The following is a 21,715-nucleotide window of genomic DNA, read 5'->3' on the forward strand; positions in this document are numbered from 1 at the left end:
TCTTCTCCCCCGCACCTAAGACGATGTCTCACCTGGGCACGCGAGCACCACTGCGTAGATGCATCATGTTCTTGCATGTTCAGGAACCTGGGGGGTGACGATATGACCACAAGCAACACAAAGCCGACACATTCTCATGGGATCACCGAACTGTGCGATGCGGGAGGACGTCTTTACGCCAGTGCTTTGCGTCTGGGACGCATCGCCCGCGCCGAAGTGGAACCGGCGCCCTGTCTGATGGAGTTCGCGCTACTGCATCCCGATCCGGACGACCCGGCCTGGCTCCGGCCCGTTCCGCCGTCCACCGCTCTTGCGCAACAGCTGCATCCCATCGAGCGCGAGATCCTGGAACGGCGCCGGCACTCGGTCGAACTGACTGAATCGTTCGAGCCATTCATGGACATCAGCACTCTGGGGCCGCCCAGCACCCACGCCATCACCGTGCTGGAGGGCGGGAACCGGATCAACGCGGCCCTCGATCTCGCCACCGCAGAGTGCCGCACCGAAGTGCTCACCGTCCAGCCCGGCGGCGGCCGAACCGAGCATCGTCTCAGCAAGTCGCTGGAACGCGGCCTGTCCGTGATCCACCGCGGCGTCAGCATGCGCACCCTCTACCAGCACACCGCGCGCCACAGCCCCAGCACACTCGCGTACGCGGAACGCATGACCGACGACAACGTGGAAATACGCACGCTGGAAGAGCTCATCGGTCGCCTGATCGTGTTCGACCGCACCGTCGCCTTCATCCCGGCCAGCGACGACGACCAAGTCGCCCTGGAACTCCGCCACCCCGGGCTCGTGCAGTACCTGGCCAACGTGTTCGAGCAGCTCTGGACCAGAGCTGCTCCACTGCGGGAGGAGGTCAAGTACGAACCGACCTCCCTGGGCATCAGCGGGGTGCAGCGCTCCATCGCCCAGCTCCTCGTGGAAGGCCATGTGGACGACTCCATCGCCCGCCGTCTCGGCATGAACGTCCGCACCTGCCGGGCCCACGTCGCCAAACTCGCCGCCGCACTCGGCAGCAACAGCCGGGCCCAGCTCGGCTACTTGATAGCGCGGTCGGGGATCCTGGAAGAGGAACAGAACTGAGGGCCCCACCCCGCAAGCAGCTTCTCCCCTTCGCGACGGCGTACGGCAAAGGGCCGGGGAGCCGACCCGAAAGTCGACTCCCCGGCCCTGTACAGCCCGGTCAGTCCTTCGGCCTCTTCGGCCGCCAGACCACCAACGCGCTGGTCTGCTGCACGTCCTGATACGGCACCAGATCGCGCCGGTACGAGGCGTGGACCTGGGCCTCGCGCTGCTGCATCGCCTGTGCCGCGCCGTCCACGGCCGCCGAGAGCTCGGCGACGCGCTGCTGGAGCGCGGCGACCTGGTTCTCCAGCTCGATGATGCGCTTGATGCCGGCGAGGTTGATGCCCTCGTCCTGCGACAGCTGCTGCACGGTGCGCAGCAGCTCGATGTCGCGGGCCGAGTAGCGCCTGCCGCGCCCGGCCGTGCGGTCGGGCGAGACGAGGCCGAGACGGTCGTACTGGCGTAGTGTCTGCGGATGCAGGCCTGAGAGCTGGGCCGCGATCGAGATCACGTACACCGGTGATTCATCGGTCAGTTCGTACGGATTGCGTCGTCGGCCGTCCACCTCAAGCTCCCTTCGCCGCCTGGAACAGTTCCGCCCGCGGGTCACGGCCCGCGGTCGCCTTCCGGTAGGCCTCCAGCGCGTCCCTGGCCTCGTCGCCGAGGTCCCTGGGCACCGCCACCTCGACGGTGACCAGCAGGTCGCCCCGGGTGCCGTCCTTGCGTACGGCGCCCTTGCCGCGGGCGCGCATCGTACGCCCGTTGGGGGTGCCGGCGGGCAGCTTCAGGGTGACCGGCGGGCCGCCGAGCGTGGGCACCTTCACCTCGCCGCCGAGCGCCGCCTCCGTGAAGTCGACGGGCACGGTGACCGTGAGGTTGTCGCCCTTGCGGCCGAAGACCGGGTGGGCGTCCACGTGGACCACGACGTACAGATCGCCGGCCGGTCCACCGCGCTCGCCCGGACCGCCCTTGCCGCGCAGCCGGATCCGCTGGCCGTCCGAGACGCCCGCCGGGATCCTGACCTGCATGGTCTTGGAGGACTTGGCCCGTCCGCTGCCCTTGCAGACATCGCACGGGTCCTGGGCGATGAGGCCCCGGCCCTTGCACTCCACACAGGGGTCGGTGAGCGAGAAGCCGCCGCCGGTGCCGCGCGACACCTGGCCGGTGCCGAGACAGGTCGGGCAGACCCTGGGGGTGCCGTTCTTGTCACCGGTGCCGGAACACGCCTTGCAGGGCGCCTGGCTGGACATCCGCAGCGGGACCGTGGCCCCCTCGACCGCCTCGGTGAAGCTGAGCGTCACCTCGGACTCGATGTCCTGGCCGCGGCGCGGCTGCACCCGCGTCCCCGTACCGCCCCGGTTGAACAGGCCGCCGAAGACATCGCCCAGACCGCCGCCGCCGAAACCGCCGGCTCCGCCGCCCTGGCCACCGCCCTGGGTGCCCCCGAAGAGGTCCCCGAGGTCGAAGTTGAAGTTGCCTCCCGCGCCTCCGGGGCCGGCCCTGAAGCCGCCGTTGCCGAAGAGGGCGCGTGCCTCGTCGTACTCCTTGCGCTTCTTGCTGTCACCGAGGATGTCGTTCGCCTCGGAGATCTCCTTGAAGCGCTCCTCCGCCTTGTCGTCACCCTTGTTGGCGTCCGGGTGGAACTCACGGGCGAGCTTCCGGTACGCCTTCTTGATCTCGGCGTCGGTGGCGTCCTTGGGGACGCCGAGGACCTTGTAGTAGTCCTTCTCGACGAAGTCCTTCGTGCTCATCGACGTCCCTCCTTCCGGACGATCGGCCATGCGACCGGCCCGTGGGCCGGTCGCATGGCCGGGCGGTGGGCAGCGAGGTGGTCAGACGGGATGTCAGACCTCCTCGGTGCCACCGCTCTCCTCGTCGGTTGCCTTCTCTTCCTTGGCTGCGGCCGGTGTCGCACCCGGCTGGGGTTCGGCCACCGCCACCCGCGCGGGGCGGATGGTGCGCTCGCCGATCCGATACCCCGGCTGCAGGATCGCCACGCAGGTCGTCTCGGTGACATCCGGCGCGTACGAGTGCATCAGCGCTTCGTGGATCGTCGGGTCGAAGGGCTCGCCCTCCTTGCCGAACTGCTGCAGGCCCAGCTTGGCGACGACCGTCTCAAGTGATTCGGCCACCGACTTGAACCCGCCCACGAGCTCGCCGTGATCCCGGGCGCGGCCGACGTCGTCGAGCACGGGCAGGAGCTCGGACAGGAGACCCGCTACGGCGATCTCCTTGACCGTGGCCCGGTCCCGCTCGACGCGGCGGCGGTAGTTCTGGTACTCGGCCTGAAGCCGCTGGAGGTCGCCCGTGCGCTCGTTGAGCGCGGTGCGGACCTGGTCCAGCTGGGCCGTCAGACCGACTGTCTGTACTGCGTCCCCGGCCGGGGCCGCCCCCTCCTCCGAAGAGGAAGAGGCGTCCTTCGGCTCAGCTCCGTCAGGGGTGGCGCCGGAGGGGACGTCAGGCTTCTCCTCGAAGCCCGGAGTCTCCTCGGTCACACCGCACCGCCCTTGGCGTCCTTCTCGTCGTCCACGATCTCGGCGTCGACGACATCGTCGTCGGCCTTGGCCTGCTGGGCGCCCGGCTGCGGGTCACCCTGCGGGCCGCCGTCGGCCTGGGCGTTGGCGTACATCGCCTGACCGAGCTTCTGCGAGACGGCCGCGACCTTCTCGGTGGCGGTACGGATCTCGGCGGTGTCCTCGCCCTTGAGCTTCTCCTTCAGCTCGGTGAGCGCGGTCTCCACCTCCGTCTTCACGTCGCCGGGGACCTTGTCCTCGTTGTCCTTGAGGAACTTCTCCGTCTGGTAGACGAGCTGCTCACCCTGGTTACGGGACTCGGCGGCCTCGCGGCGGCGGTGGTCCTCCTCCGCGTACTGCTCGGCCTCTTCGCGCATCCGGTTGACCTCGTCCTTCGGCAGCGAGGAGCCACCGGTGACGGTCATCTTCTGCTCCTTGCCGGTGCCGAGGTCCTTGGCGGCGACGTGCATGATGCCGTTCGCGTCGATGTCGAACGCGACCTCGATCTGCGGGACGCCACGCGGGGCCGGCGGCAGGCCGGTCAGCTCGAACATTCCGAGCTTCTTGTTGTACGCCGCGATCTCGCGCTCGCCCTGGTAGACCTGGATCTGCACGGACGGCTGGTTGTCCTCGGCCGTCGTGAAGATCTCGGAGCGCTTGGTCGGGATCGTGGTGTTGCGCTCGATGAGCTTCGTCATGATGCCGCCCTTGGTCTCGATACCGAGGGACAGCGGGGTGACGTCGAGCAGCAGGACGTCCTTGACCTCGCCCTTGAGGACACCGGCCTGGAGCGAGGCGCCGATGGCGACGACCTCGTCCGGGTTCACACCCTTGTTGGCCTCCTGGCCACCGGTCAGCTCCTTGACGAGCTCGGCGACGGCCGGCATACGGGTGGAGCCACCGACGAGAACGACGTGGTCGATCTCGGAGAGCTGGATGCCCGCGTCCTTGATGACGTTGTGGAACGGGTTCTTGCAGCGGTCCAGGAGGTCGGCCGTGAGCTGCTGGAACTGCGAGCGCGTGAGCTTCTCGTCCAGGTGCAGCGGGCCCTCGGCGGACGCCGTGATGTAGGGCAGGTTGATCGTGGTCTCGGTCGAGGACGAGAGCTCGATCTTCGCCTTCTCCGCGGCCTCGCGCAGACGCTGGAGAGCCATCTTGTCCTTGGACAGGTCCACGCCGTGCCCGTTGGCGAACTGCTTCACCAGGTAGTCGACGACGCGCTGGTCCCAGTCGTCACCACCGAGGTGGTTGTCACCGTTGGTGGCCTTCACCTCGACGACGCCGTCACCGATCTCCAGGAGCGACACGTCGAAGGTGCCACCGCCGAGGTCGAAGACGAGGATCGTCTGGTCGTCCTTGTCGAGCCCGTACGCCAGCGCGGCGGCGGTCGGCTCGTTGACGATACGCAGGACGTTCAGGCCCGCGATCTCGCCGGCCTCCTTCGTCGCCTGACGCTCGGAGTCGTTGAAGTACGCGGGGACGGTGATGACCGCGTCGGTCACCTTCTCGCCCAGGTACGACTCGGCGTCCCGCTTCAGCTTCTGCAGGATGAAGGCGCTCATCTGCTGCGGGTTGAAGCTCTTGCCGTCCAGGTCGATCTTCCAGTCAGTGCCCATGTGGCGCTTGACGGAGCGGATGGTCCTGTCGACGTTGGTCACTGCCTGGCGCTTGGCGACCTCGCCGACCAGCACCTCGCCGTTCTTCGCGAAGGCGACGACGGACGGCGTGGTCCTGGCGCCCTCTGCGTTGGTGATGACGGTGGGCTCGCCGCCTTCGAGAACGCTGACGACGGAGTTAGTCGTGCCCAGGTCGATGCCGACCGCACGTGCCATTTCAATTCCTCCAGCTTGACTACTTGAGTGGATCTGACTCAAGGATGCACGACACCCGCCCCACTGTCAACAGACCTGAGTCGAGGAGACTCAACTATCGTGCACGCCCCCCGCGCCAGCCGGATTCCCGCGCATGAGGCGCGTACGAGAAGGCATGCGCGAGGCGCGTACGGCCCGTTCGCGCGCGACACTCCCCGCCCCCTGGCGACGCAGCCCCTCCCCATCATCACCTCGTGGGATCGTTCTGTCACAAAATGCCGTGAGCCACGCAAAACCGGCACTCGATCCGCCGTGAACCCCGGGCAGGTGCGAACGATGCAGACACAGCAGAGGCAGCAGGCGGTACGCGCACGGGTGCGAATGCGGGCGCGTGTACGTACGTGGCAACAGGAGCGGCACCGGGAGCGACCGTCGGCCAAGCGCGTACTGGACCTGACCCTCGGCTCGGCCCTCCTGGCCCTGACCTCCCCCCTGCTCGCCGCGGGCGCCCTCGCCCTGGCGGCGCGGCGGCCCCCCGGCGGCGTACTGGCCCACTCGCCCCGGGTCGGCCTGGACGGCCACGTCTTCGTCATGTGCTCGCTGCGCACCCGGCGGCTCCGGCTCGACCTGCTCTCCAGGCTGCCGCACGTCGTACGGGGAGACCTCTCCCTGGTCGGCCCGGAACCCCTGGCACCGGACGACGGGGGCGATCCCCGCATCCAGGGCGGAACCTGCACCCCCGGCTCCGGCACCTCCCCCGCCGCGAGACACTGGCGGCAAGAACTGAAACCGGGCCTCACCGGCCTGGCACAGGTGCGCTCCCGCTCCGGAATGCCATGGGACGAGCCGGCCCTGCTGGACCAGCACTACGCCGAGCACCACGGGGTGGGGCTTGACCTGGCCATCCTGGCGAGCGCCGTACACACTCCGCTGCGCGAGGCGGCCCGAGGGCTCGTCCGGCGCGGGAAGGCACGCCTGAGCGACACAGATCACCGCCTGTCCGGCTACAGCGCGGCAGAAGAACTCGGTAGTGTCAGCACAGACTGATTAAGTTACTGCTTAGTAATCCCGGATAATCGCCAGTACCCGCTCATTGACGCTGGATTCCACCCTGACGCTGGATTCCACCCTCGCAGGCCCGAGGAGCCCCCAAATGCAACTCGCCGCGATCATCGTGTCGCTGGTTCTGATCGTGGTCGGCGTGGCCCTGTTCCTCCGCGCCCTCCTGCAGATCTACAACTTCATGCGGCTCGGCCAGAACGTGCCCGCGGGCACCCGCACGGACGAGCCCGCACAGCGCACCGTCACCGTGGCCAGGGAGTTCCTCGGCCACACCCGGATGAACCGCTGGGGCATCGTCGGTGTCGCGCACTGGTTCGTGGCGGTGGGCTTCTTCTCGCTGCTGCTGACCATCGTCAACGCGATCGGCCAGCTCTTCAAGGCCGACTGGATCCTGCCGATCATCGGCGACTGGGCGCCGTACAACGTCTTCGTCGAGTTCATCGGCACGATGACCGTGCTCGGCATCCTGACCCTGATCGTGATCCGCCAGCTGGCCCATCCGCGCAAGCCGGGCCGCAAGTCCCGCTTCGCCGGGTCCAACTTCGGCCAGGCGTACTTCGTCGAGGCCGTCATCCTCATCGTCGGCGTCTGCATCTTCATGCTGCACGCCCTCGAAGGCGCCCAGCACCACGTCGACGGCTACGAGTCCTCCTTCTTCATCTCGTACCCGGTCGTCAACTGGCTGGAGGGCATGGACGTCTCCACCCTCCAGAACCTCACCTACTTCTTCGCCGGCCTGAAGATCGCGACCTCCTTCATCTGGATGATCACGGTCGCCCTGAAGCAGGACATGGGTGTCGCCTGGCACCGCTTCCTGGCCTTCCCGAACATCTGGTTCAAGCGCAACGCCAAGGGTGAGACCTCGCTCGGCGAGCTGCTGCCGATGACCTCCGGCGGCAAGGAGATCGACTTCGAGGACCCGGGCGAGGACGACGTCTACGGCGTCTCGCAGATCGAGCACTTCTCCTGGAAGGGCCTGCTCGACTTCTCCACCTGCACCGAGTGCGGCCGCTGCCAGTCGCAGTGCCCCGCCTGGAACACCGGCAAGCCGCTCTCCCCCAAGCTCCTGATCATGTCCCTGCGCGACCACGCGCACGCCAAGGCCCCGTACCTGCTGGCCGGCGGCGGCAAGGACATGGAGGGCAACGAGAAGGCGTCCGCGGAACAGCTGAAGGACGTCCCGGCCGCGGCTCTCGCGGAGGCCGAGCGCCCGCTGATCGGCACGGCCGAGGAGAACGGCGTCATCGACCCGGACGTGCTGTGGTCCTGCACCACCTGCGGTGCGTGCGTGGAGCAGTGCCCGGTCGACATCGAGCACATCGACCACATCGTCGACATGCGCCGCTACCAGGTGATGATCGAGTCCGCGTTCCCGTCCGAGGCGGGCACGATGCTCAAGAACCTGGAGAAGAAGGGCAACCCCTGGGGCCTGGCGAAGAAGCAGCGCGTCGAGTGGACCAAGGAGGTCGACTTCGAGGTCCCGATCGTCGGCAAGGACGTCGAGGACCTGTCCGAGATCGACTACCTGTACTGGGTCGGCTGCGCGGGCGCCCTGGAGGACCGGGCGAAGAAGACCACCAAGGCCTTCGCGGAGCTCCTGCACATCGCGGGCGTCAAGTTCGCGATCATGGGCGGCGACGAGAAGTGCACCGGTGACTCCGCCCGCCGGCTGGGCAACGAGCCGCTGTTCCAGCAGCTCGGCCAGGAGAACGTCGCGATGCTGAACATGGCGTTCGGCGAGGATGACGAGGACGAGGCGACGAAGAAGCCGAAGTCGTCGAAGAAGATCGTCGCGACCTGCCCGCACTGCTTCAACACCATCGCCAACGAGTACCCGCAGCTCGGCGGCGAGTACGAGGTCATCCACCACACCCAGCTGCTCCAGCACCTCATCGACGAGGGCAAGCTGATCCCGGTGACCCCGGTCGAGGGCCTGATCACGTACCACGACCCGTGCTACCTGGGCCGTCACAACAAGATCTACACCCCGCCGCGCGAGATCATCGCGAAGGTCCCGGGCCTCCGCAACGAGGAGATGCACCGCCACAAGGAGCGCGGCTTCTGCTGCGGCGCCGGTGGTGCCCGGATGTGGATGGAGGAGCGGATCGGCAAGCGCATCAACAACGAGCGCGTCGACGAAGCTCTGTCGCTGAACCCCGACATCGTCTCCACCGCCTGCCCGTTCTGCCTGGTCATGCTGACCGACTCGGTCAACGGCAAGAAGAACGACGGCAAGGCGAAGGAGTCGATCCAGGTGGTCGACGTCTCGCAGCTGCTGCTGGACTCCGTGAAGACCCCGGCCGACCCGGCCGGGGAGGCGGAGCCGGCGGACGAGCCGGAGCCGGAGCCGGTGAAGTGACCCGGTAAGCCGCGCGACAGAAGCGGCCGGACCTGCCTCGGGGCGGGACCGGCCGCTTCTGCTTTCCGCCCCTGGGGCTGTCCCCCCGGGGTTCCCCTAGGGGATGTCACAGCTCGGCCGCAATGGCGGGCAGGTTTCCCAGGCCCTCTGACCGCAGCGGCCCGGACCAGGTACGTTCGGTGACGTGGCTGGATTCAGGATCGGACGCGGCCGGGACAACCGCACCCCGCAGCAAGCGCAACAGCAACCGCGGCAGCAGCCGTACGGCACACAGGCACCACCGCCGTACGGCCAGCAGCCCTGGCCGCCGGCAGGAGGTAACGCGGCCCCACCCCCGTACAACAACGGCGGCAACGGCGGCTACAGCAACAACGGCAACGGCTACAACGGCGGCGGCCAGGGCGGCCAGGGCGGCGGCCACGGTGAACCGGAGTACTTCGGCGACCCGTACAACCAGCAGCCCCAGCACCCCCACGGTTCCCCTCAGCACGGCGACCCGTACGCCAACTCCCCCGGTCACACCCAGGCGTTCAGCATCGGCGAGGACCCCTACGGCCCCGGCGACACCTACCGCGCCGGCCAGGCCCCCGCCCAGCCCGTGGGCCCCCGGCTGCCGTGGAAGGAGCTGCTCACCGGCATCGTGCTCCGCCCGGGACCGACGTTCTGGCAGATGCGCGACTACCCCGTCTGGGGTCCGGCGCTCATCGTCACGTTCCTGTACGGCCTGCTCGCGCTCTTCGGCTTCGACCAGGCCCGGGACGACGCGATCCACGCGACGATCTCCACCGCGGTGCCCTACGTCGTCATCACGGGCATCGGCTTCGTCATCGGCGGCCTGGTCCTGGGCGCGGTCACGCACACGCTCGCCCGCCAGCTGGGCGGCGACGGCGCGTGGCAGCCGACGGTGGGCCTGTCCATGCTGATCATGTCGATCTCGGACGCGCCCCGCCTGATATTCGCGCTCTTCCTCGGCGGCGAGAACTCCCTGGTCCAGATTCTCGGCTGGGTCACCTGGCTGGCCTCGGCCGCGCTCTTCACCTCGATGGTGAGCAAATCGCACGACCTGCCGTGGCCGAAGGCGCTGGGCGCGTCCGCGATCCAGCTGATCGCACTGCTGTCGATCATCAAGCTGGGCACGATCTGACGCACGCCCGCCCACGGACACCGAAAACCCCCGGCACACGCAATGTGCCGGGGGTTCTTCACATCCTGCTCAGGCGTCCAGAACCTGCCCGCTGCGCCGCACGACGGGCTTGTCCACACTCCACGGGAAGTTGATCCAGCGGTCGGTCTTCTTCCACACGTATTCGCACTTCACGAGCGAATGCGGCTTCTCGTAGATGACCGCACTGCGCACCTCGGCAACATGATCGATACAGAAATCACGCACCAGCTTCAGCGTCTTCCCGGTATCGGCGACGTCGTCGGCGATCAGGACCTTCTTGTCCGAGAAGTCGATGGCATTCGGAACGGGCGCCAGCATGACCGGCATTTCCAGGGTGGTGCCCACCCCGGTATAGAACTCCACGTTCACCAGGTGAATGTTCTTGCAGTCCAGGGCGTAGGCGAGCCCGCCGGCGACGAATACCCCGCCGCGAGCGATGCTGAGCACGACATCGGGCTCGAACCCGTCGTCCGCCACGGTCTGCGCCAGCTCACGCACGGCACGACCGAACCCCTCGTAGGTCAGGTTCTCCCGCACGTCGTCCACGTCACCGCTCATGGGCCATCACACCTGGGTCCGATGGAAATTCATGAACGACCGCGACGCGGTCGGCCCGCGCTGGCCCTGGTAGCGCGACCCGTACCGCTCGGAGCCGTACGGGAACTCAGACGGAGAACTCAGCCGGAACATGCACAGCTGCCCGATCTTCATCCCCGGCCACAGCTTTATCGGCAGCGTCGCGAGATTCGACAGCTCCAGCGTCACATGACCGGAGAAACCGGGGTCGATGAACCCTGCGGTCGAATGCGTCACAAGCCCGAGCCGCCCCAGCGAACTCTTGCCCTCCAGCCGCGACGCAAGATCGTCGGGCAGCGAGATGACCTCGTACGTCGAAGCGAGCACGAACTCACCGGGGTGCAGGATGAACGCCTCATCCCCGTCCGGCTCGACCATGCGAGTCAGATCGGCCTGCTCGACGGCCGGATCAATATGTGGATAGCGGTGGTTCTCGAACACCCGGAAGTAGCGGTCGAGCCGCACATCGATGCTCGAGGGCTGCACCATCGACGCGTCGAACGGATCAATGCGCACACGTCCGGCGTCGATCTCGGCCCGGATGTCCTTATCTGAGAGAAGCACGCCCCGAGGATACGCAGAACGCGCGGGCCCACCCCAATCCGGGACCACCCGCGCGCCTGCCGCCGCCGCTACCGCCGCTCGAACACCACGGGCACGGCATGCCGCAACCGCGCACAACGCGGACAGCGAATAAGCCGCCCGGGACCGATCCGCCCGGCCCCGAGCTGCTGCATCGGGAACGAAGCGGTAGCGAAAACGTGCCCTTCGGCACAGCGGACGACGGTGCGCTCCATGGAGTCCATCAAGTCCCTTCCCCAACAAGCCTTGGACGAGAAAGCCACATTAGGGGATGAACAGGACGCCGCTCCACACGGCACTCCGACCACCCACGCTACGCCCCCAACTCCCGCCCACGGCACCCGCATCCACCCTCCACCGACAACAAAAAGGCCCCACGGCTCAAACGCCGGGGACCTGGCATGGGGTACAGTGTGGGACGGTAGCGCCGCCCGAGCGGAACGCTTCGCGGGTGTAGTTTAATGGTAGAACATGAGCTTCCCAAGCTCAGAGCGCGAGTTCGATTCTCGTCACCCGCTCCACGACGAAGGCCCTGGTCGGAGACCAGGGCCTTGTTTGTTGTCTAGACCACTCCGGGCCCGCGTGCCATTCGCGTGCCATACGCGCTGTAACGGGACGTCAGGTTGAGTTCCGGCGGGTGCGGCGGCGCATGTCTTCTGTCTCGGGATCGTCGGTCAGTGCTGCTGACGGGGCGGGGTCGCTCAGGCCGAGGATGTGGAGCGGGATGCCGAGTTCGGCGGCGACGGCGCGTAAGACCCGGGTGTCTTCCGTCCCCCGTCCGCTCTCCAGGCGGCTGAGCTTCGACTGGTGGTAGCCCAGCGCGGAGGCAACGTCCGTCTGCGAGCGGCCGGTGCGCTGTCGGGCGTGCTTGATCGTCTCGCCGATCTTCTCGGCCTCGGTTTTCACGTCTGCCATCCGTCCGCATCGAGCATGCCCCTGCGGTCGAGCGTAGGCGGGTGGTACAGGGGCGTCATGCAGCTTCTGCATAGACGATGCGGTACGGGCACAGAGCGTCGCGAACGGAGCATCCAGGGCGGTTCCTTGGGGTGGTCGATCCGACTCCTGGAGGCCGCTCGTGGAAGCGCACCAGCTCACCTTCGCTCTCCCGCCAACACCGGTAGCCGTGCCCACGGCACGACGCCAGATGCGGGAGGCCATAGCCGCCTGGCCGGCGGTGCCCGCAACGTCGGAAGCCGTCCACACGGCCGAGCTGGTCGTCAGCGAGCTCGTCACGAACGCGGTCCGTTACGCCGGGCATCAGCCGATCAGCGTCGTAGCCCAGCTCTCCGACGCGGTTCTGCGGGTGGAGGTCAGCGACGCAAGCCGCACTCTGCCGAAACCGGCGCTGCCGGACGAGGACGGCGAAGGCGGACGCGGTCTCTTCCTCGTCGGCGTCCTCGCAGACCGCTTCGGCACGGCGTCGACGGAGTCCGGTAAATGCTGCTGGGCCGAGATCGACATGGCTGCCCCACCTCCTGCCGGGGCTACTGCCGCCTTGTCCCTTCCTATGCAGAGGAGTTGTACGTGAGTACCCGCGTCCCCGTCGTCATGTCTCAGGTCATCGCGATCCGGCCCGGTCGGCCCCTCGCCGGTGCTGTGACGGTCGACGGTTCGAAGAACGCCGCGCTCCCGCTCGTCGCGGCTGCGGCAGCCCTCCTTCGCCCCATCCGTCTCGACAACGTGCCTGCCAGCTCCGACGTCCAGACGCTGCTTGACCTACTGCGGCAGTCGGGCTGGGACACCGCCCATCCGGTCGGTGACAGCCACACCGTCCTCGTTCTCCCCGGCGAGGCGACCCCGACGCCCGGCGGCCTGGGCGAGGCCGCGTCCAGCATCCGTGCCTCGTACTACCTCGTCCCCGCTCTGATCGCCCGGTGCGGCCGGGCCCGGCTTCCCTGGCCGGGCGGTTGCCGGATCGGCGACCGCGGCATGGAGCAGCACTTCAAGGTGTATGAAGCCTTCGGCGACCGCGTCCGCGTGGATGAGATGCCATCGCGATCGTGGAACGGGTGTCCGACCAGCTCAAGACTAGTGTCTACAGCCGCGAGAACGTGATCTTCGGCTTGGTCACCCACCTCAACCGACATCCGGACGACGAGACAGGCAGGGTGGGCGTCCAAGCCCTCATCCAGCGACGCAGCCGCACGGTCTGGATGGACCTTCCCGACGCCGGCTATCACGAGGCAATCCGCTGCCATGACTCCGGCATCCCGGTACGTGTCCGTGGCGTACTCAATAGCCCGCCCGGAGGCGCCGCCACAATGCAGGTCGCCGACTTCGGGCCGGATCCGCCCCTGGGGCAGTAGCGCTGTCATGCCGCACTGTTCATGGGTGTTACTCGGAGGGCCCCGCATGGCCCGCACCGGCTGTTGTCCCGCCAGCGCCGTCTGGAAGCCATTCCGCTTCACCGGTCTCAGACCTTCAGTCCGGCTTGCTGACACAGACTGGATCAATGACATCGAACGCGCCGCGTACGGACTCAACAACCACCAGACCCCCGAACGGCGTCCATGAGTCTCAGGGGTGGGCCGATGACATCGCCGGGGGCTCCTGGAAGCTCACGACCGGTTCCACGGCGGGAGGGAGCTCAGTACCGCTGCTCGATCCCGAAGGACGGTTGACCGGACGATGCCGGCAGGCTCGCGGCCACAAGGTCTCCTGCGAGCTGTTGGGAGGGCTCCCCGGAGCCCCGGGCCCGCAGACACAGGTTCCGATGGACTGCAGACGTCGCAACCGATTGACCTCCTTACTTTCGAAGAACGCTGCACTCAAGGTAAATGAATACCTGTGCCGGCGGCCACAGAATTTAACGGCCCCTACTGGGAGAATTTCTGCCGCAGAACGTACGGGGAAATATTTGACACACACAAGCCACCACGGCGTGCTACTGTCGGACTCGGTTGCAGTTTTGGTACCCAAAAAGACTTCAAGCACCTCCGGTCGGCCTCCATGCCACAGGGAAGCGCTTTGTATTTCCGGTCATTTTCCGGGCGGGGCATCATCGCGGCGACGCGGTTTCCGTACAGTACGGATTCCGGTGTACTGCCCAAAGGAGATATGACATGGCTACTGGCACCGTGAAGTGGTTCAACGCGGAAAAGGGTTTCGGCTTCATCGAGCAGGACGGTGGCGGCGCTGACGTGTTTGCCCACTTCTCGAACATCGCCGCCCAGGGCTTCCGCGAACTGCAGGAAGGTCAGAAGGTCAGCTTCGACATCGCGCAGGGCCAGAAGGGCCCGACGGCCGAGAACATCGTTTCCGCCTGACGCTGGCGCGCATTTCGTAGCTGGGGCCCGCATCCCTCGGGGTGCGGGCCCCAGCTGCACGCATTTCCGCAGTGGTTCGCCCACGGGAATAAAATATTGAGGCGCACAGGCTCCTCGGAGCCGCGCCCGGCGATGCACCGGATTCTATTTCGCACGCCATCTCCCATTTTCGCGTACGTCGACACGGATTTCCCGCGGGCCACGTTCGCATTCCATTCGGTCCGTGCCTGTGATTCCCCGCGCTGCTCTTACGCTGCGGAATTCCTTGATACGCGCCGTATCAAGGAAGGTTCTGCATGAACCCCACACGCACGAACAGCCGTTCCTCCCGTGCCCGCCGCAACGGCGGCCACGGGTACGACTCCACTGCTGGTTCGATTCGGGGCAGTCGCTTCGGTTCGTCCGCCCCGAACCGTTCGGCAGGTCCGAACCGTTCGGCAGGTCCGAGCCGTTCGGGTGGCCGGCGGCCCGCCGCGATGCAGGGAGAGTTCGCCCTGCCGGAGACGATCACTCCGGCGCTGCCCGCAGTCGAGGTGTTCAGCGACCTCGACATGCCGAGGAGCCTGCTGGCCGCGCTCACCGCGCAGGGCGTGACCATGCCGTTTCCGATCCAGGGCGCGACGCTGCCGAACTCTCTGGCGGGCCGTGACGTCCTGGGCCGCGGCCGGACCGGCTCCGGCAAGACTCTCGCCTTCGGCCTGGCCCTGCTGGCCCGCACCGCCGGGCAGCGCGCCGAGCCCCGTCAGCCGCTGGCCCTGGTTCTGGTACCCACCCGGGAACTCGCTCAGCAGGTCACCGATGCCCTCACCCCTTACGCCCGCGCTGTGAAGCTGCGCCTGGCCACTGTCGTCGGCGGGATGCCGATCGGCCGGCAGGCGAGTGCTCTGCGGGGCGGCACCGAAGTCGTCGTCGCCACCCCTGGCCGCCTCAAGGACCTCATCGACCGCGGTGACTGCCGGCTGAACCAGGTCGCCATCACCGTCCTGGACGAGGCCGACCAGATGGCCGACATGGGCTTCATGCCGCAGGTCACCGCGCTCCTGGACCAGGTCCGCCCCGAGGGCCAGCGCATGCTGTTCTCTGCGACCCTGGACCGTAACGTCGACCGTCTGGTCCGTCGCTACCTCACCGACCCCGTCGTCCACTCCGTGGACCCATCCCAGGGTGCGGTCACCACGATGGAACATCACGTCCTGCACGTGCACGGTGCCGACAAGCACCGGCTGACGACGGAGATCGCGGCGCGCGACGGCCGGGTGATCATGTTCCTGGACACCAAGCACGCCGTGGACCGCCTCACCCAGGACCTCCTCGCCAGCGGTGTCCGGGCTGCCGCCCTGCACGGCGGTAAGTCGCAGCCGCAGCGCACCCGCACCCTCGCCCAGTTCAAAACAGGGCACGTCACCGTCCTGGTCGCGACGAACGTCGCGGCGCGCGGCATTCACGTCGACCACCTCGACCTCGTCGTGAACGTGGACCCGCCGACCGACCACAAGGACTACCTCCACCGCGGCGGCCGTACCGCGCGGGCCGGCGAGTCCGGCAGTGTCGTCACCCTGGTCACCAACAACCAGCGCCGCGACATGACCCGCCTCATGACGGCCGCCGGCATCGTGCCCCAGACCACCCAGGTCCGCTCCGGCGAAGAGGCACTCAGCCGGATCACCGGCGCCCGGACCCCCTCCGGCATTCCCGTGACGATCACCGCGCCGGTACCCGAGCGGCGCAAGCGCGGCGCGGCCTCACCCGGCCGACGCAGCCCCGCTTCGGCTGCCCGGCGCGGGACCATGCGGCAGTCCACCTTCGATGCGGCGGCCTAGAACCTTCGTGATCAGGAAACTGACCCATCTCTGCAGGAGGTACGTTGTGACGCTGGTCCAGATGCAGCCCCACTCGGCGAACGCCACCCCCGTGCCCAGGACGGCGCTCGACACCATGAACACGGCCGGGCCACAGGTCTGCGACGACATGACCGTCGAGGTGGCCCTGTCCGTCATGGCCAGCGCCAGGACCGGACACCTAATGGTCTGCGACAACGACGGTCTGTGCACCGGACTGGTCACCCAGGCCCAGCTCACCACCGTCCGCGACAGCCCCGCCTACACGGACCGGCTCCAGCTGCGCGACATCCTCGGCGACCGCGGGCCGCACACCTCGCCCGCCACCATGATGGCCGAGCACGCCACGCACCACCGCCGACCCGCTACCCCGTCCGCCGTGGACGAACAGGACAGCGCGTCGGGCGTCCTCGCCCTGGCCCTCTGAACCGTCTCACCACGGCGGAACAATCTCCTTCCTCTCTCTGTGATCCCTGTGAGGCATCGTGCGCTGTGTTATCGCCCGCTTCCCGTTCGAACTCACCAGGAGCGGCGTCCTGGACTCCATGAAGGGCGTCAAGCCCGAGGAGGTCGTCGGCGAGTCCGTGACCATCGGCCGCCGCGCCTACCCTGTCAAGCAGGTCGGCGAGGTCATCACCCGCCAGGACCGCCGCGACTTCAGCGCCGACGAAGTCCTCCGTGCCATGACCAAGCTCGGCTTCACCTGCCGCAGCCTTCCCCAGGCCGCCGCGCCCACCCGCGCCCTCAGCCCGCTCCAGCACGCCTCCGCGATGCTCGGCGTCCCGGCGGCCGTCTGACCGTCTGACCGATGAGAAGCGCGAGCTGACACCCGAACAGCCAAGAGGGTCCGACCGGCACACGCTGGTCGGACCCTCTCGCGTACCGGTGAGTTTCTCTACGCGGCGCGACGTCAGTGATCGGAGTAGCTGAAGTCGCCCATGGTCCAGGCGCTGACATCCGCGATCGAGACGCGGTACATCCCACCCGTCTCCGGGATCCCCACCGTGCCCTGAAGGATCCGCGCCATATGGAAGTGCAGATAGGCGGGCGGCCCATCCCCCCGCGTCGTAGCGGTGAACATGGCGGAGAACTCGCCCAGACGGGACGAGTCCGTCAGGACTTCCGACACCCGTTGCCTCCACACGGCTTCGGGAGCCAGCCGGCCGGTGATGACAGCACCACCGCTGACCACGGTCAGGGACATCTGATTGCTGTGCCCGGACTCCACCAGCGTGGCGACGTCAACGAGCAGCTCGTCAGGCTTCGACATGAGAGCCGATCCTATTCACGAGTCGTCCCGTCCCCTCGACCGGTCGTGCTGCCGAGCAAGACGGGCAGTCACTGTCTTCCCCTCAGAGACCCGGCGGGTGACCGCGGTCGCTCTGGCGAGCCGGTTGGCCACGGGCCAGCCGGAGCCTCCGGCGAGGTCAATTACCTCCTCACGGGACACGCGAAAACCTCTGTTGGCCGGAGTAGACATTGAGTGGTGGCGTGGTTATGGTTTCTCTCGTACCCCAGAGAGACAGCAGGGCCTGGCAGAGAAGAACTGCCGGCAGTACATGTAGTTGCAGGACGGTGCGGCAGTGGAGTTTCGAAGCCAGGGTTGTTGCAGGACGGCGACGGGACTGACGGCCGGACCGGGTGGCCCGCAGTGAGGGGCCGCCGGAGCGGGACCGCTGTCATGGAAGTTGCGGCACCCGTGAGTGCAGTTCGCAGTACCCAGCAGTGAAGTGACTGAGCGGTACCTCGGTGAAGGCGTCGGCTGCGGACGCGCGCACCGGGAAGTTCGGCAGTGGGGTTCCAAGCCAGAGCAGACGCAGGAAGGGCAACGGGGCTGGCTGCCGAAGAGCGGCGCTGTCACAGGCCGCTGAGCAGTTCGCATCACCAGCAGTACGCAGTGCCCCATGGTAGGTAGTTGATCACCGAGGGAAGAACGGAGGAGCCCGCGCCATCAGGATCGCCCGGGCCGGAGCATTGAGCCCGGGTACCGCAGGACATCGATAGTGAGGTGGTCTCCGGTCAAGCAACCGCGATCCCCGCATTCCCGACAGCAGCCAGGTCGGGGCTGCGGACACAGAATGCCGGTGCAGTAACAGGGCCGGCAGGTGGTGTAGTAGTTCCTTCGGGGCCCTGGTGCCGTTCGGCACCAGGGCCCCTCCATGCGTTCCACAAGAGAGGTGCAAGTGACAGCAGACGACTCGTACGGCCGTCTTGACGACGACGACTACCCCGCCTACACGATGGGCCGGGCCGCCGAGATGCTCGGCACCACCCAGGGCTTCCTCCGCGCCATCGGCGAAGCCCGCCTGATCACCCCCCTGCGCTCGGAGGGCGGACACCGCCGCTACTCCCGCTACCAACTGCGCATCGCCGCCCGCGCCCGCGAACTGGTCGACCAGGGCACGTCCATCGAGGCCGCCTGTCGCATCGTCGTCCTGGAAGACCAGCTCGAAGAGGCGCAACGCATCAACGCCGAGTACCGCCGCGCCGCCGAATCGGCAGAGCCGCCGACCGAGGACTGAGGCGGTGCGCGCCCGCCGGACACCACAGGACACCGGCGGGCACCGCGCACAGATGCAGGCGATTCCTCTGGTGACGGAGTGTGCGGACGTGTACCGTCCCGGTGAGTTGTCGTGGTTCGGAAGTTCCCTCTGCCCACCCCTTCGGTGTGGGCGTTTTGCTGTGCTGTGCCGCAGGAACCAGGGCGATCACCTCCGCCTTCCGCATGCAGCGGAAGACGTTAATCGACTGGAAGGCATGAGACATGGCTACAGGAACTGTGAAGTGGTTCAACGCGGAGAAGGGCTTCGGCTTCATCGCTCAGGACGGTGGCGGCCCGGACGTCTTCGCCCACTACTCGGCGATCAACTCCTCGGGCTTCCGTGAGCTCCAGGAGGGTCAGGTCGTGACGTTCGACGTCACCCAGGGCCAGAAGGGCCCCCAGGCGGAGAACATCAACCCGGCCTGACCTTCCCACCCCTCCGGCGGAACCGGGATCCTCCTGGGTCCGGCCGCAGGCAGGCTATGGCGGCCCCGGACCGCCCCGGTCCGGGGCTCGCTCACGCAATCGCCCGACCACTTCGCGACCGCGCAGATGATGCGGCTGGACACGAACACCGGCCGCCTCCAGTGGGTCAACGCCGGGCACCCGCCCCCATGCTGATTCGCCGGCACCGCGTCGTAGGCCGCCTGGACAGCCCCACGACCCTGCCCGTCGCCTTCGGAGGAGCACAGCCGCAGGTCAGCGAAGTGACGCTCGAACCGGGGGATCGCGTCCTCTGCTTCACCGACGGGCTGATCGAGGAACACGAGAGCGGACAGGAAGAGTTCGGCGAGGACCAGCTGATCGACTGGGTGAACCAACTGGAGAAGGCGGAACGGCAGGTCCGCTCGGTGGCACGGGACCTCTCCCACACCCTCAAGCGGGCACGCGGCGAAGCTACTTCGGACGACGCCACGCTCGTCCTGGTCGAGTGGCGAGGATGACGGAGGGACGTGTCACGCCGACTCCTGGCGGTGGGTCACCCGCTCGGAAAGCGTGGCGACGAGGATCTCGGCGGCCCGGGTGACGTTACCGGCGTCGACCGCACGGGCCATGGCGTCACGTGCCGCGTCGGGTGTCGTGTCCGGGGGCACCACCAGGAGGGCGAAGTGGTCGTTGTCGCCACGGGTGATGAGGACGGTGTCGTCGCCGACGGGGGAAGGAGTCGAGGTGCACGACCCGGTCGTCGACAACGACACGAGTCGGGACCTCCTCCCAGGCGTCCGTGTCCAGGCCGACCCGCGTGACGGGGCCGAGGTGCGTGGTGAGCGCCTGGATCGGGGCGGGCAGCTCGGCCGCAACGTCCCGGGAGCGGGGCCACCACGCGCCGTCGAGGACGCCCTCGCGGGAGTGCGTCGTCCGCAGCCGGTGCAGGGCCGTGCCGGGATTCACCACTCGGTGGATCTCGTCCGGAAGGAGCTTCCGAGGGGTGGGGGTGTCAGATTCGGCCATGGCGGTCCGCCTGCCTGCGCGGGGCCGCGACACCTCATGGCCGGCGAGATACCGCCGCGCTAATACCGTACTCCGCGTACCTGTGGTCATGCCCACGAGCATCAGCCGGGCGGTGTTCCCGGTCGGAAAACACCTGGCCAGAACGGCTCGCCCGACCGCGGCGCGGAGTACGCTGAAGATACCGGGAGTAACTCGAACACCCGCTCCGCGGACGTCGTTTCCGGCGATCAAGACACTGGGCCGCCCTGCAGGACGGCCCGGAGACGGGTCCGCATCATGACCACGACCGTCGAACGCGGAGTGGCACGGGCGCTAGCTCCCGCGCTCCCGACGCGCATTTCCCTCACGCCGAAGACCACCCTCGCCGGCCAGTTGGACGGTGCCTGGTGGCCCTACTCGCAGGACCTGTTCACCGAGCTTCCGTCCCTGGTCGAAGCGCTGGATGGGCGCTGGGGACGCATCACGCGTGCCATGGTGAATCCCACCCGCTGGCCCGTCGTCCCGCACAAGGTTCCTGTCACCGGGCACATCGTGCACGTGGGCTGGTTCACCGAACAGGATCCCGACAAGGTGATCCTGCTCTCCCGCACCGCAGGCCGCTGCGACCTGCTGGTGATCCCGCCCGAGACCGAGCCCGCCGCAGCCGCCCGGCTGATGACCGCCGCTGCCGTCCCCGGCAGCGTCCTCACCGCCGGTGTGTTGATGTCCGAAGAAGCCGCGACCGGCCGCCGTATGCGGGACGCCCGAAGCAGCCAGGAAGTCTGGGAGACCGATGGCGGGTCCGCCCTGCCGCCCCTCCGTCACAGGTGTCCCGGCGCGGAGCAGCCCCTGCCGGGGAACACGCGGAGATGACGACATGGAGACCCTGATCACGCTCGCGGCAGGCGCCCTCCTGATCGCGCTCGGCATGCGCCTGATCCACCGGCTCAACGAACAGCACGACGCACGCATCGCGGTCTACCACTTCAGCGATCCCTTCCCGGCCATCAGCCGGCCACCCGGCCACGACCACGGCCACCACAGCTCGACAGGGCAAGCCTCCAGCCGCAGGCTCACGGGCATCTGGCTCTGACCTCAGACCACTCCCCCGACCGAAGGCCGCGGGTGGGGCACCCGGCACCCGGGACACCCACCCGTCGGCCTCTCACTTCGCCCCGAAGGGAGCACACCGTCTTGTACGCCGTCGAGAACGAGGCCCTGCCGCAGGCAGGACACGCCGAGATCCGGATCGTCGCCGCAACTCCCGAAGCCGCCCGCGCGGTCGCCGAAGTAATCCGCCGCTGCTTCGCCGGAACGGAACAGCGCAGCTACCCCGCCCCCGAAGGCGGCACCCGGCTCCACCTCACCGTGGACACCGAATCCGCCGCAGGCCCCGCCCGCTCCTGGCTCACCACCAGCAGACCGTCCGCGCACACCAGCGCCCAGGGCGACGAAGTCTGAGGAGCATCGGACCTTCACGTGCACGAAAGGACTCGATC

The 21,715-nt window shown here is 67.8% G+C and carries 21 protein-coding genes, 1 tRNA gene and 4 pseudogenes; 17 read left to right on the forward strand and 9 right to left on the reverse strand.

What is annotated here, in order from left to right; translation table 11 throughout:
• The first annotated feature begins 102 nt into the window (after nucleotides 1-102).
• Nucleotides 103-1,089, forward strand: a complete 987-nt coding sequence (locus OG978_RS19275) for a helix-turn-helix transcriptional regulator (RefSeq protein WP_442817714.1) — start codon at nucleotides 103-105, stop codon at nucleotides 1,087-1,089.
• Between the two features lie 100 nt (nucleotides 1,090-1,189).
• Here the strand turns inward: OG978_RS19275 and OG978_RS19280 are convergent, their stop codons facing one another.
• The 4 genes from OG978_RS19280 to dnaK all read right to left on the reverse strand — a co-directional run bounded on the left by OG978_RS19280 (nucleotide 1,190) and on the right by dnaK (nucleotide 5,416).
• Nucleotides 1,190-1,636: a heat shock protein transcriptional repressor HspR gene (locus OG978_RS19280; RefSeq protein ID WP_072487850.1), complete on the reverse strand. Its 447-nt coding sequence runs from the start codon at nucleotides 1,634-1,636 to the stop codon at nucleotides 1,190-1,192.
• A 1-nt stretch (nucleotide 1,637) separates the two neighbouring features.
• Nucleotides 1,638-2,822: a molecular chaperone DnaJ gene (dnaJ, locus tag OG978_RS19285; RefSeq protein ID WP_326766427.1), complete on the reverse strand. Its 1,185-nt coding sequence runs from the start codon at nucleotides 2,820-2,822 to the stop codon at nucleotides 1,638-1,640.
• Between the two features lie 93 nt (nucleotides 2,823-2,915).
• Nucleotides 2,916-3,566, reverse strand: coding sequence for a nucleotide exchange factor GrpE (gene grpE / locus OG978_RS19290; RefSeq protein WP_326766428.1), 651 nt, complete (start codon nucleotides 3,564-3,566; stop codon nucleotides 2,916-2,918).
• Entirely contained in the window at nucleotides 3,563-5,416 is a 1,854-nt protein-coding gene (dnaK, locus tag OG978_RS19295; RefSeq protein ID WP_326766429.1) for a molecular chaperone DnaK, read from the reverse strand. Before dnaK ends, grpE begins: the two co-directional genes overlap by 4 nt.
• A gap of 360 nt (nucleotides 5,417-5,776) precedes the next feature.
• Between dnaK and OG978_RS19300 the strand changes: the two genes are divergently transcribed.
• The 3 genes from OG978_RS19300 (at nucleotide 5,777) to OG978_RS19310 (ending at nucleotide 9,960) form a co-directional block, all read left to right on the forward strand.
• Nucleotides 5,777-6,442, forward strand: coding sequence for a sugar transferase (locus tag OG978_RS19300; RefSeq protein WP_326770086.1), 666 nt, complete (start codon nucleotides 5,777-5,779; stop codon nucleotides 6,440-6,442).
• A 106-nt stretch (nucleotides 6,443-6,548) separates the two neighbouring features.
• Entirely contained in the window at nucleotides 6,549-8,816 is a 2,268-nt protein-coding gene (locus OG978_RS19305) for a (Fe-S)-binding protein (protein ID WP_326766430.1), read from the forward strand.
• Nucleotides 8,817-9,000: 184 nt separating this feature from the next.
• Nucleotides 9,001-9,960, forward strand: a complete 960-nt coding sequence (locus OG978_RS19310) for a Yip1 family protein (protein WP_326766431.1) — start codon at nucleotides 9,001-9,003, stop codon at nucleotides 9,958-9,960.
• 69 nt (nucleotides 9,961-10,029) lie between these two features.
• Here the strand turns inward: OG978_RS19310 and OG978_RS19315 are convergent, their stop codons facing one another.
• Together OG978_RS19315 and dcd are read right to left on the reverse strand one after the other, a co-directional pair.
• Nucleotides 10,030-10,539: a phosphoribosyltransferase gene (locus OG978_RS19315; protein ID WP_326766432.1), complete on the reverse strand. Its 510-nt coding sequence runs from the start codon at nucleotides 10,537-10,539 to the stop codon at nucleotides 10,030-10,032.
• Nucleotides 10,540-10,545: 6 nt separating this feature from the next.
• On the reverse strand, nucleotides 10,546-11,121 hold the full coding sequence (gene dcd, locus OG978_RS19320) for a dCTP deaminase (protein ID WP_072487843.1): 576 nt from the start codon (nucleotides 11,119-11,121) through the stop codon (nucleotides 10,546-10,548).
• A 465-nt stretch (nucleotides 11,122-11,586) separates the two neighbouring features.
• Between dcd and OG978_RS19325 the strand changes: the two genes are divergently transcribed.
• Nucleotides 11,587-11,660, forward strand: a tRNA-Gly gene (locus OG978_RS19325).
• 115 nt (nucleotides 11,661-11,775) lie between these two features.
• Here OG978_RS19325 and OG978_RS19330 read toward each other — a convergent pair.
• Nucleotides 11,776-12,054 (reverse strand): annotated as a pseudogene (locus tag OG978_RS19330) (helix-turn-helix domain-containing protein); the annotation flags it as partial.
• A gap of 208 nt (nucleotides 12,055-12,262) precedes the next feature.
• On the opposite strand from OG978_RS19330, the gene OG978_RS19335 reads away from it, so the two are divergent.
• The 6 genes and pseudogenes from OG978_RS19335 to OG978_RS19360 all read left to right on the forward strand — a co-directional run bounded on the left by OG978_RS19335 (nucleotide 12,263) and on the right by OG978_RS19360 (nucleotide 17,040).
• Complete coding sequence (locus OG978_RS19335) at nucleotides 12,263-12,667, forward strand: ATP-binding protein (protein ID WP_442817715.1); 405 nt, start codon at nucleotides 12,263-12,265, stop codon at nucleotides 12,665-12,667.
• 20 nt (nucleotides 12,668-12,687) lie between these two features.
• Nucleotides 12,688-13,125 (forward strand): annotated as a pseudogene (locus OG978_RS19340) (UDP-N-acetylglucosamine 1-carboxyvinyltransferase); the annotation flags it as partial.
• A 1,076-nt stretch (nucleotides 13,126-14,201) separates the two neighbouring features.
• Entirely contained in the window at nucleotides 14,202-14,405 is a 204-nt protein-coding gene (locus OG978_RS19345; protein WP_072489439.1) for a cold-shock protein, read from the forward strand.
• A gap of 296 nt (nucleotides 14,406-14,701) precedes the next feature.
• Nucleotides 14,702-16,225, forward strand: a complete 1,524-nt coding sequence (locus OG978_RS19350) for a DEAD/DEAH box helicase (RefSeq protein WP_326766434.1) — start codon at nucleotides 14,702-14,704, stop codon at nucleotides 16,223-16,225.
• A 46-nt stretch (nucleotides 16,226-16,271) separates the two neighbouring features.
• A complete protein-coding gene (locus OG978_RS19355) occupies nucleotides 16,272-16,670 on the forward strand; it encodes a hypothetical protein (RefSeq protein ID WP_326766435.1) in 399 nt (132 codons plus the stop codon).
• A gap of 58 nt (nucleotides 16,671-16,728) precedes the next feature.
• On the forward strand, nucleotides 16,729-17,040 hold the full coding sequence (locus tag OG978_RS19360) for an SCO5918 family protein (RefSeq protein WP_326766436.1): 312 nt from the start codon (nucleotides 16,729-16,731) through the stop codon (nucleotides 17,038-17,040).
• 113 nt (nucleotides 17,041-17,153) lie between these two features.
• Here the strand turns inward: OG978_RS19360 and OG978_RS19365 are convergent, their stop codons facing one another.
• A complete protein-coding gene (locus tag OG978_RS19365) occupies nucleotides 17,154-17,513 on the reverse strand; it encodes a hypothetical protein (RefSeq protein WP_326766437.1) in 360 nt (119 codons plus the stop codon).
• 913 nt (nucleotides 17,514-18,426) lie between these two features.
• On the opposite strand from OG978_RS19365, the gene OG978_RS19370 reads away from it, so the two are divergent.
• From OG978_RS19370 to OG978_RS19380, 3 genes and pseudogenes are all read left to right on the forward strand, one after another.
• On the forward strand, nucleotides 18,427-18,765 hold the full coding sequence (locus OG978_RS19370) for a MerR family transcriptional regulator (protein ID WP_189543364.1): 339 nt from the start codon (nucleotides 18,427-18,429) through the stop codon (nucleotides 18,763-18,765).
• Between the two features lie 242 nt (nucleotides 18,766-19,007).
• Nucleotides 19,008-19,211: a cold-shock protein gene (locus OG978_RS19375; RefSeq protein ID WP_008735947.1), complete on the forward strand. Its 204-nt coding sequence runs from the start codon at nucleotides 19,008-19,010 to the stop codon at nucleotides 19,209-19,211.
• A 102-nt stretch (nucleotides 19,212-19,313) separates the two neighbouring features.
• Nucleotides 19,314-19,729 (forward strand): annotated as a pseudogene (locus OG978_RS19380) (PP2C family protein-serine/threonine phosphatase); the annotation flags it as partial.
• A gap of 12 nt (nucleotides 19,730-19,741) precedes the next feature.
• Here the strand turns inward: OG978_RS19380 and OG978_RS48325 are convergent.
• Nucleotides 19,742-20,237, reverse strand: a pseudogene (locus tag OG978_RS48325) (DUF5994 family protein).
• Nucleotides 20,238-20,513: 276 nt separating this feature from the next.
• On the opposite strand from OG978_RS48325, the gene OG978_RS19395 reads away from it, so the two are divergent.
• The 3 genes from OG978_RS19395 to OG978_RS19405 all read left to right on the forward strand — a co-directional run bounded on the left by OG978_RS19395 (nucleotide 20,514) and on the right by OG978_RS19405 (nucleotide 21,677).
• A complete protein-coding gene (locus OG978_RS19395; protein ID WP_326766439.1) occupies nucleotides 20,514-21,089 on the forward strand; it encodes a DUF5994 family protein in 576 nt (191 codons plus the stop codon).
• A 4-nt stretch (nucleotides 21,090-21,093) separates the two neighbouring features.
• Nucleotides 21,094-21,309 (forward strand): hypothetical protein, encoded by a 216-nt coding sequence (locus tag OG978_RS19400; RefSeq protein ID WP_326766440.1) that lies wholly within the window; start codon nucleotides 21,094-21,096, stop codon nucleotides 21,307-21,309.
• A 101-nt stretch (nucleotides 21,310-21,410) separates the two neighbouring features.
• The gene (locus OG978_RS19405) at nucleotides 21,411-21,677 is read left to right on the forward strand and encodes a hypothetical protein (RefSeq protein WP_326766441.1); all 267 of its coding nucleotides are present in this window, start codon (nucleotides 21,411-21,413) and stop codon (nucleotides 21,675-21,677) included.
• Nucleotides 21,678-21,715 lie beyond the last annotated feature (38 nt).

Origin of the sequence: Streptomyces sp. NBC_01591 (assembly GCF_035918155.1) — a bacterium.
Classification (GTDB): domain Bacteria; phylum Actinomycetota; class Actinomycetes; order Streptomycetales; family Streptomycetaceae; genus Streptomyces.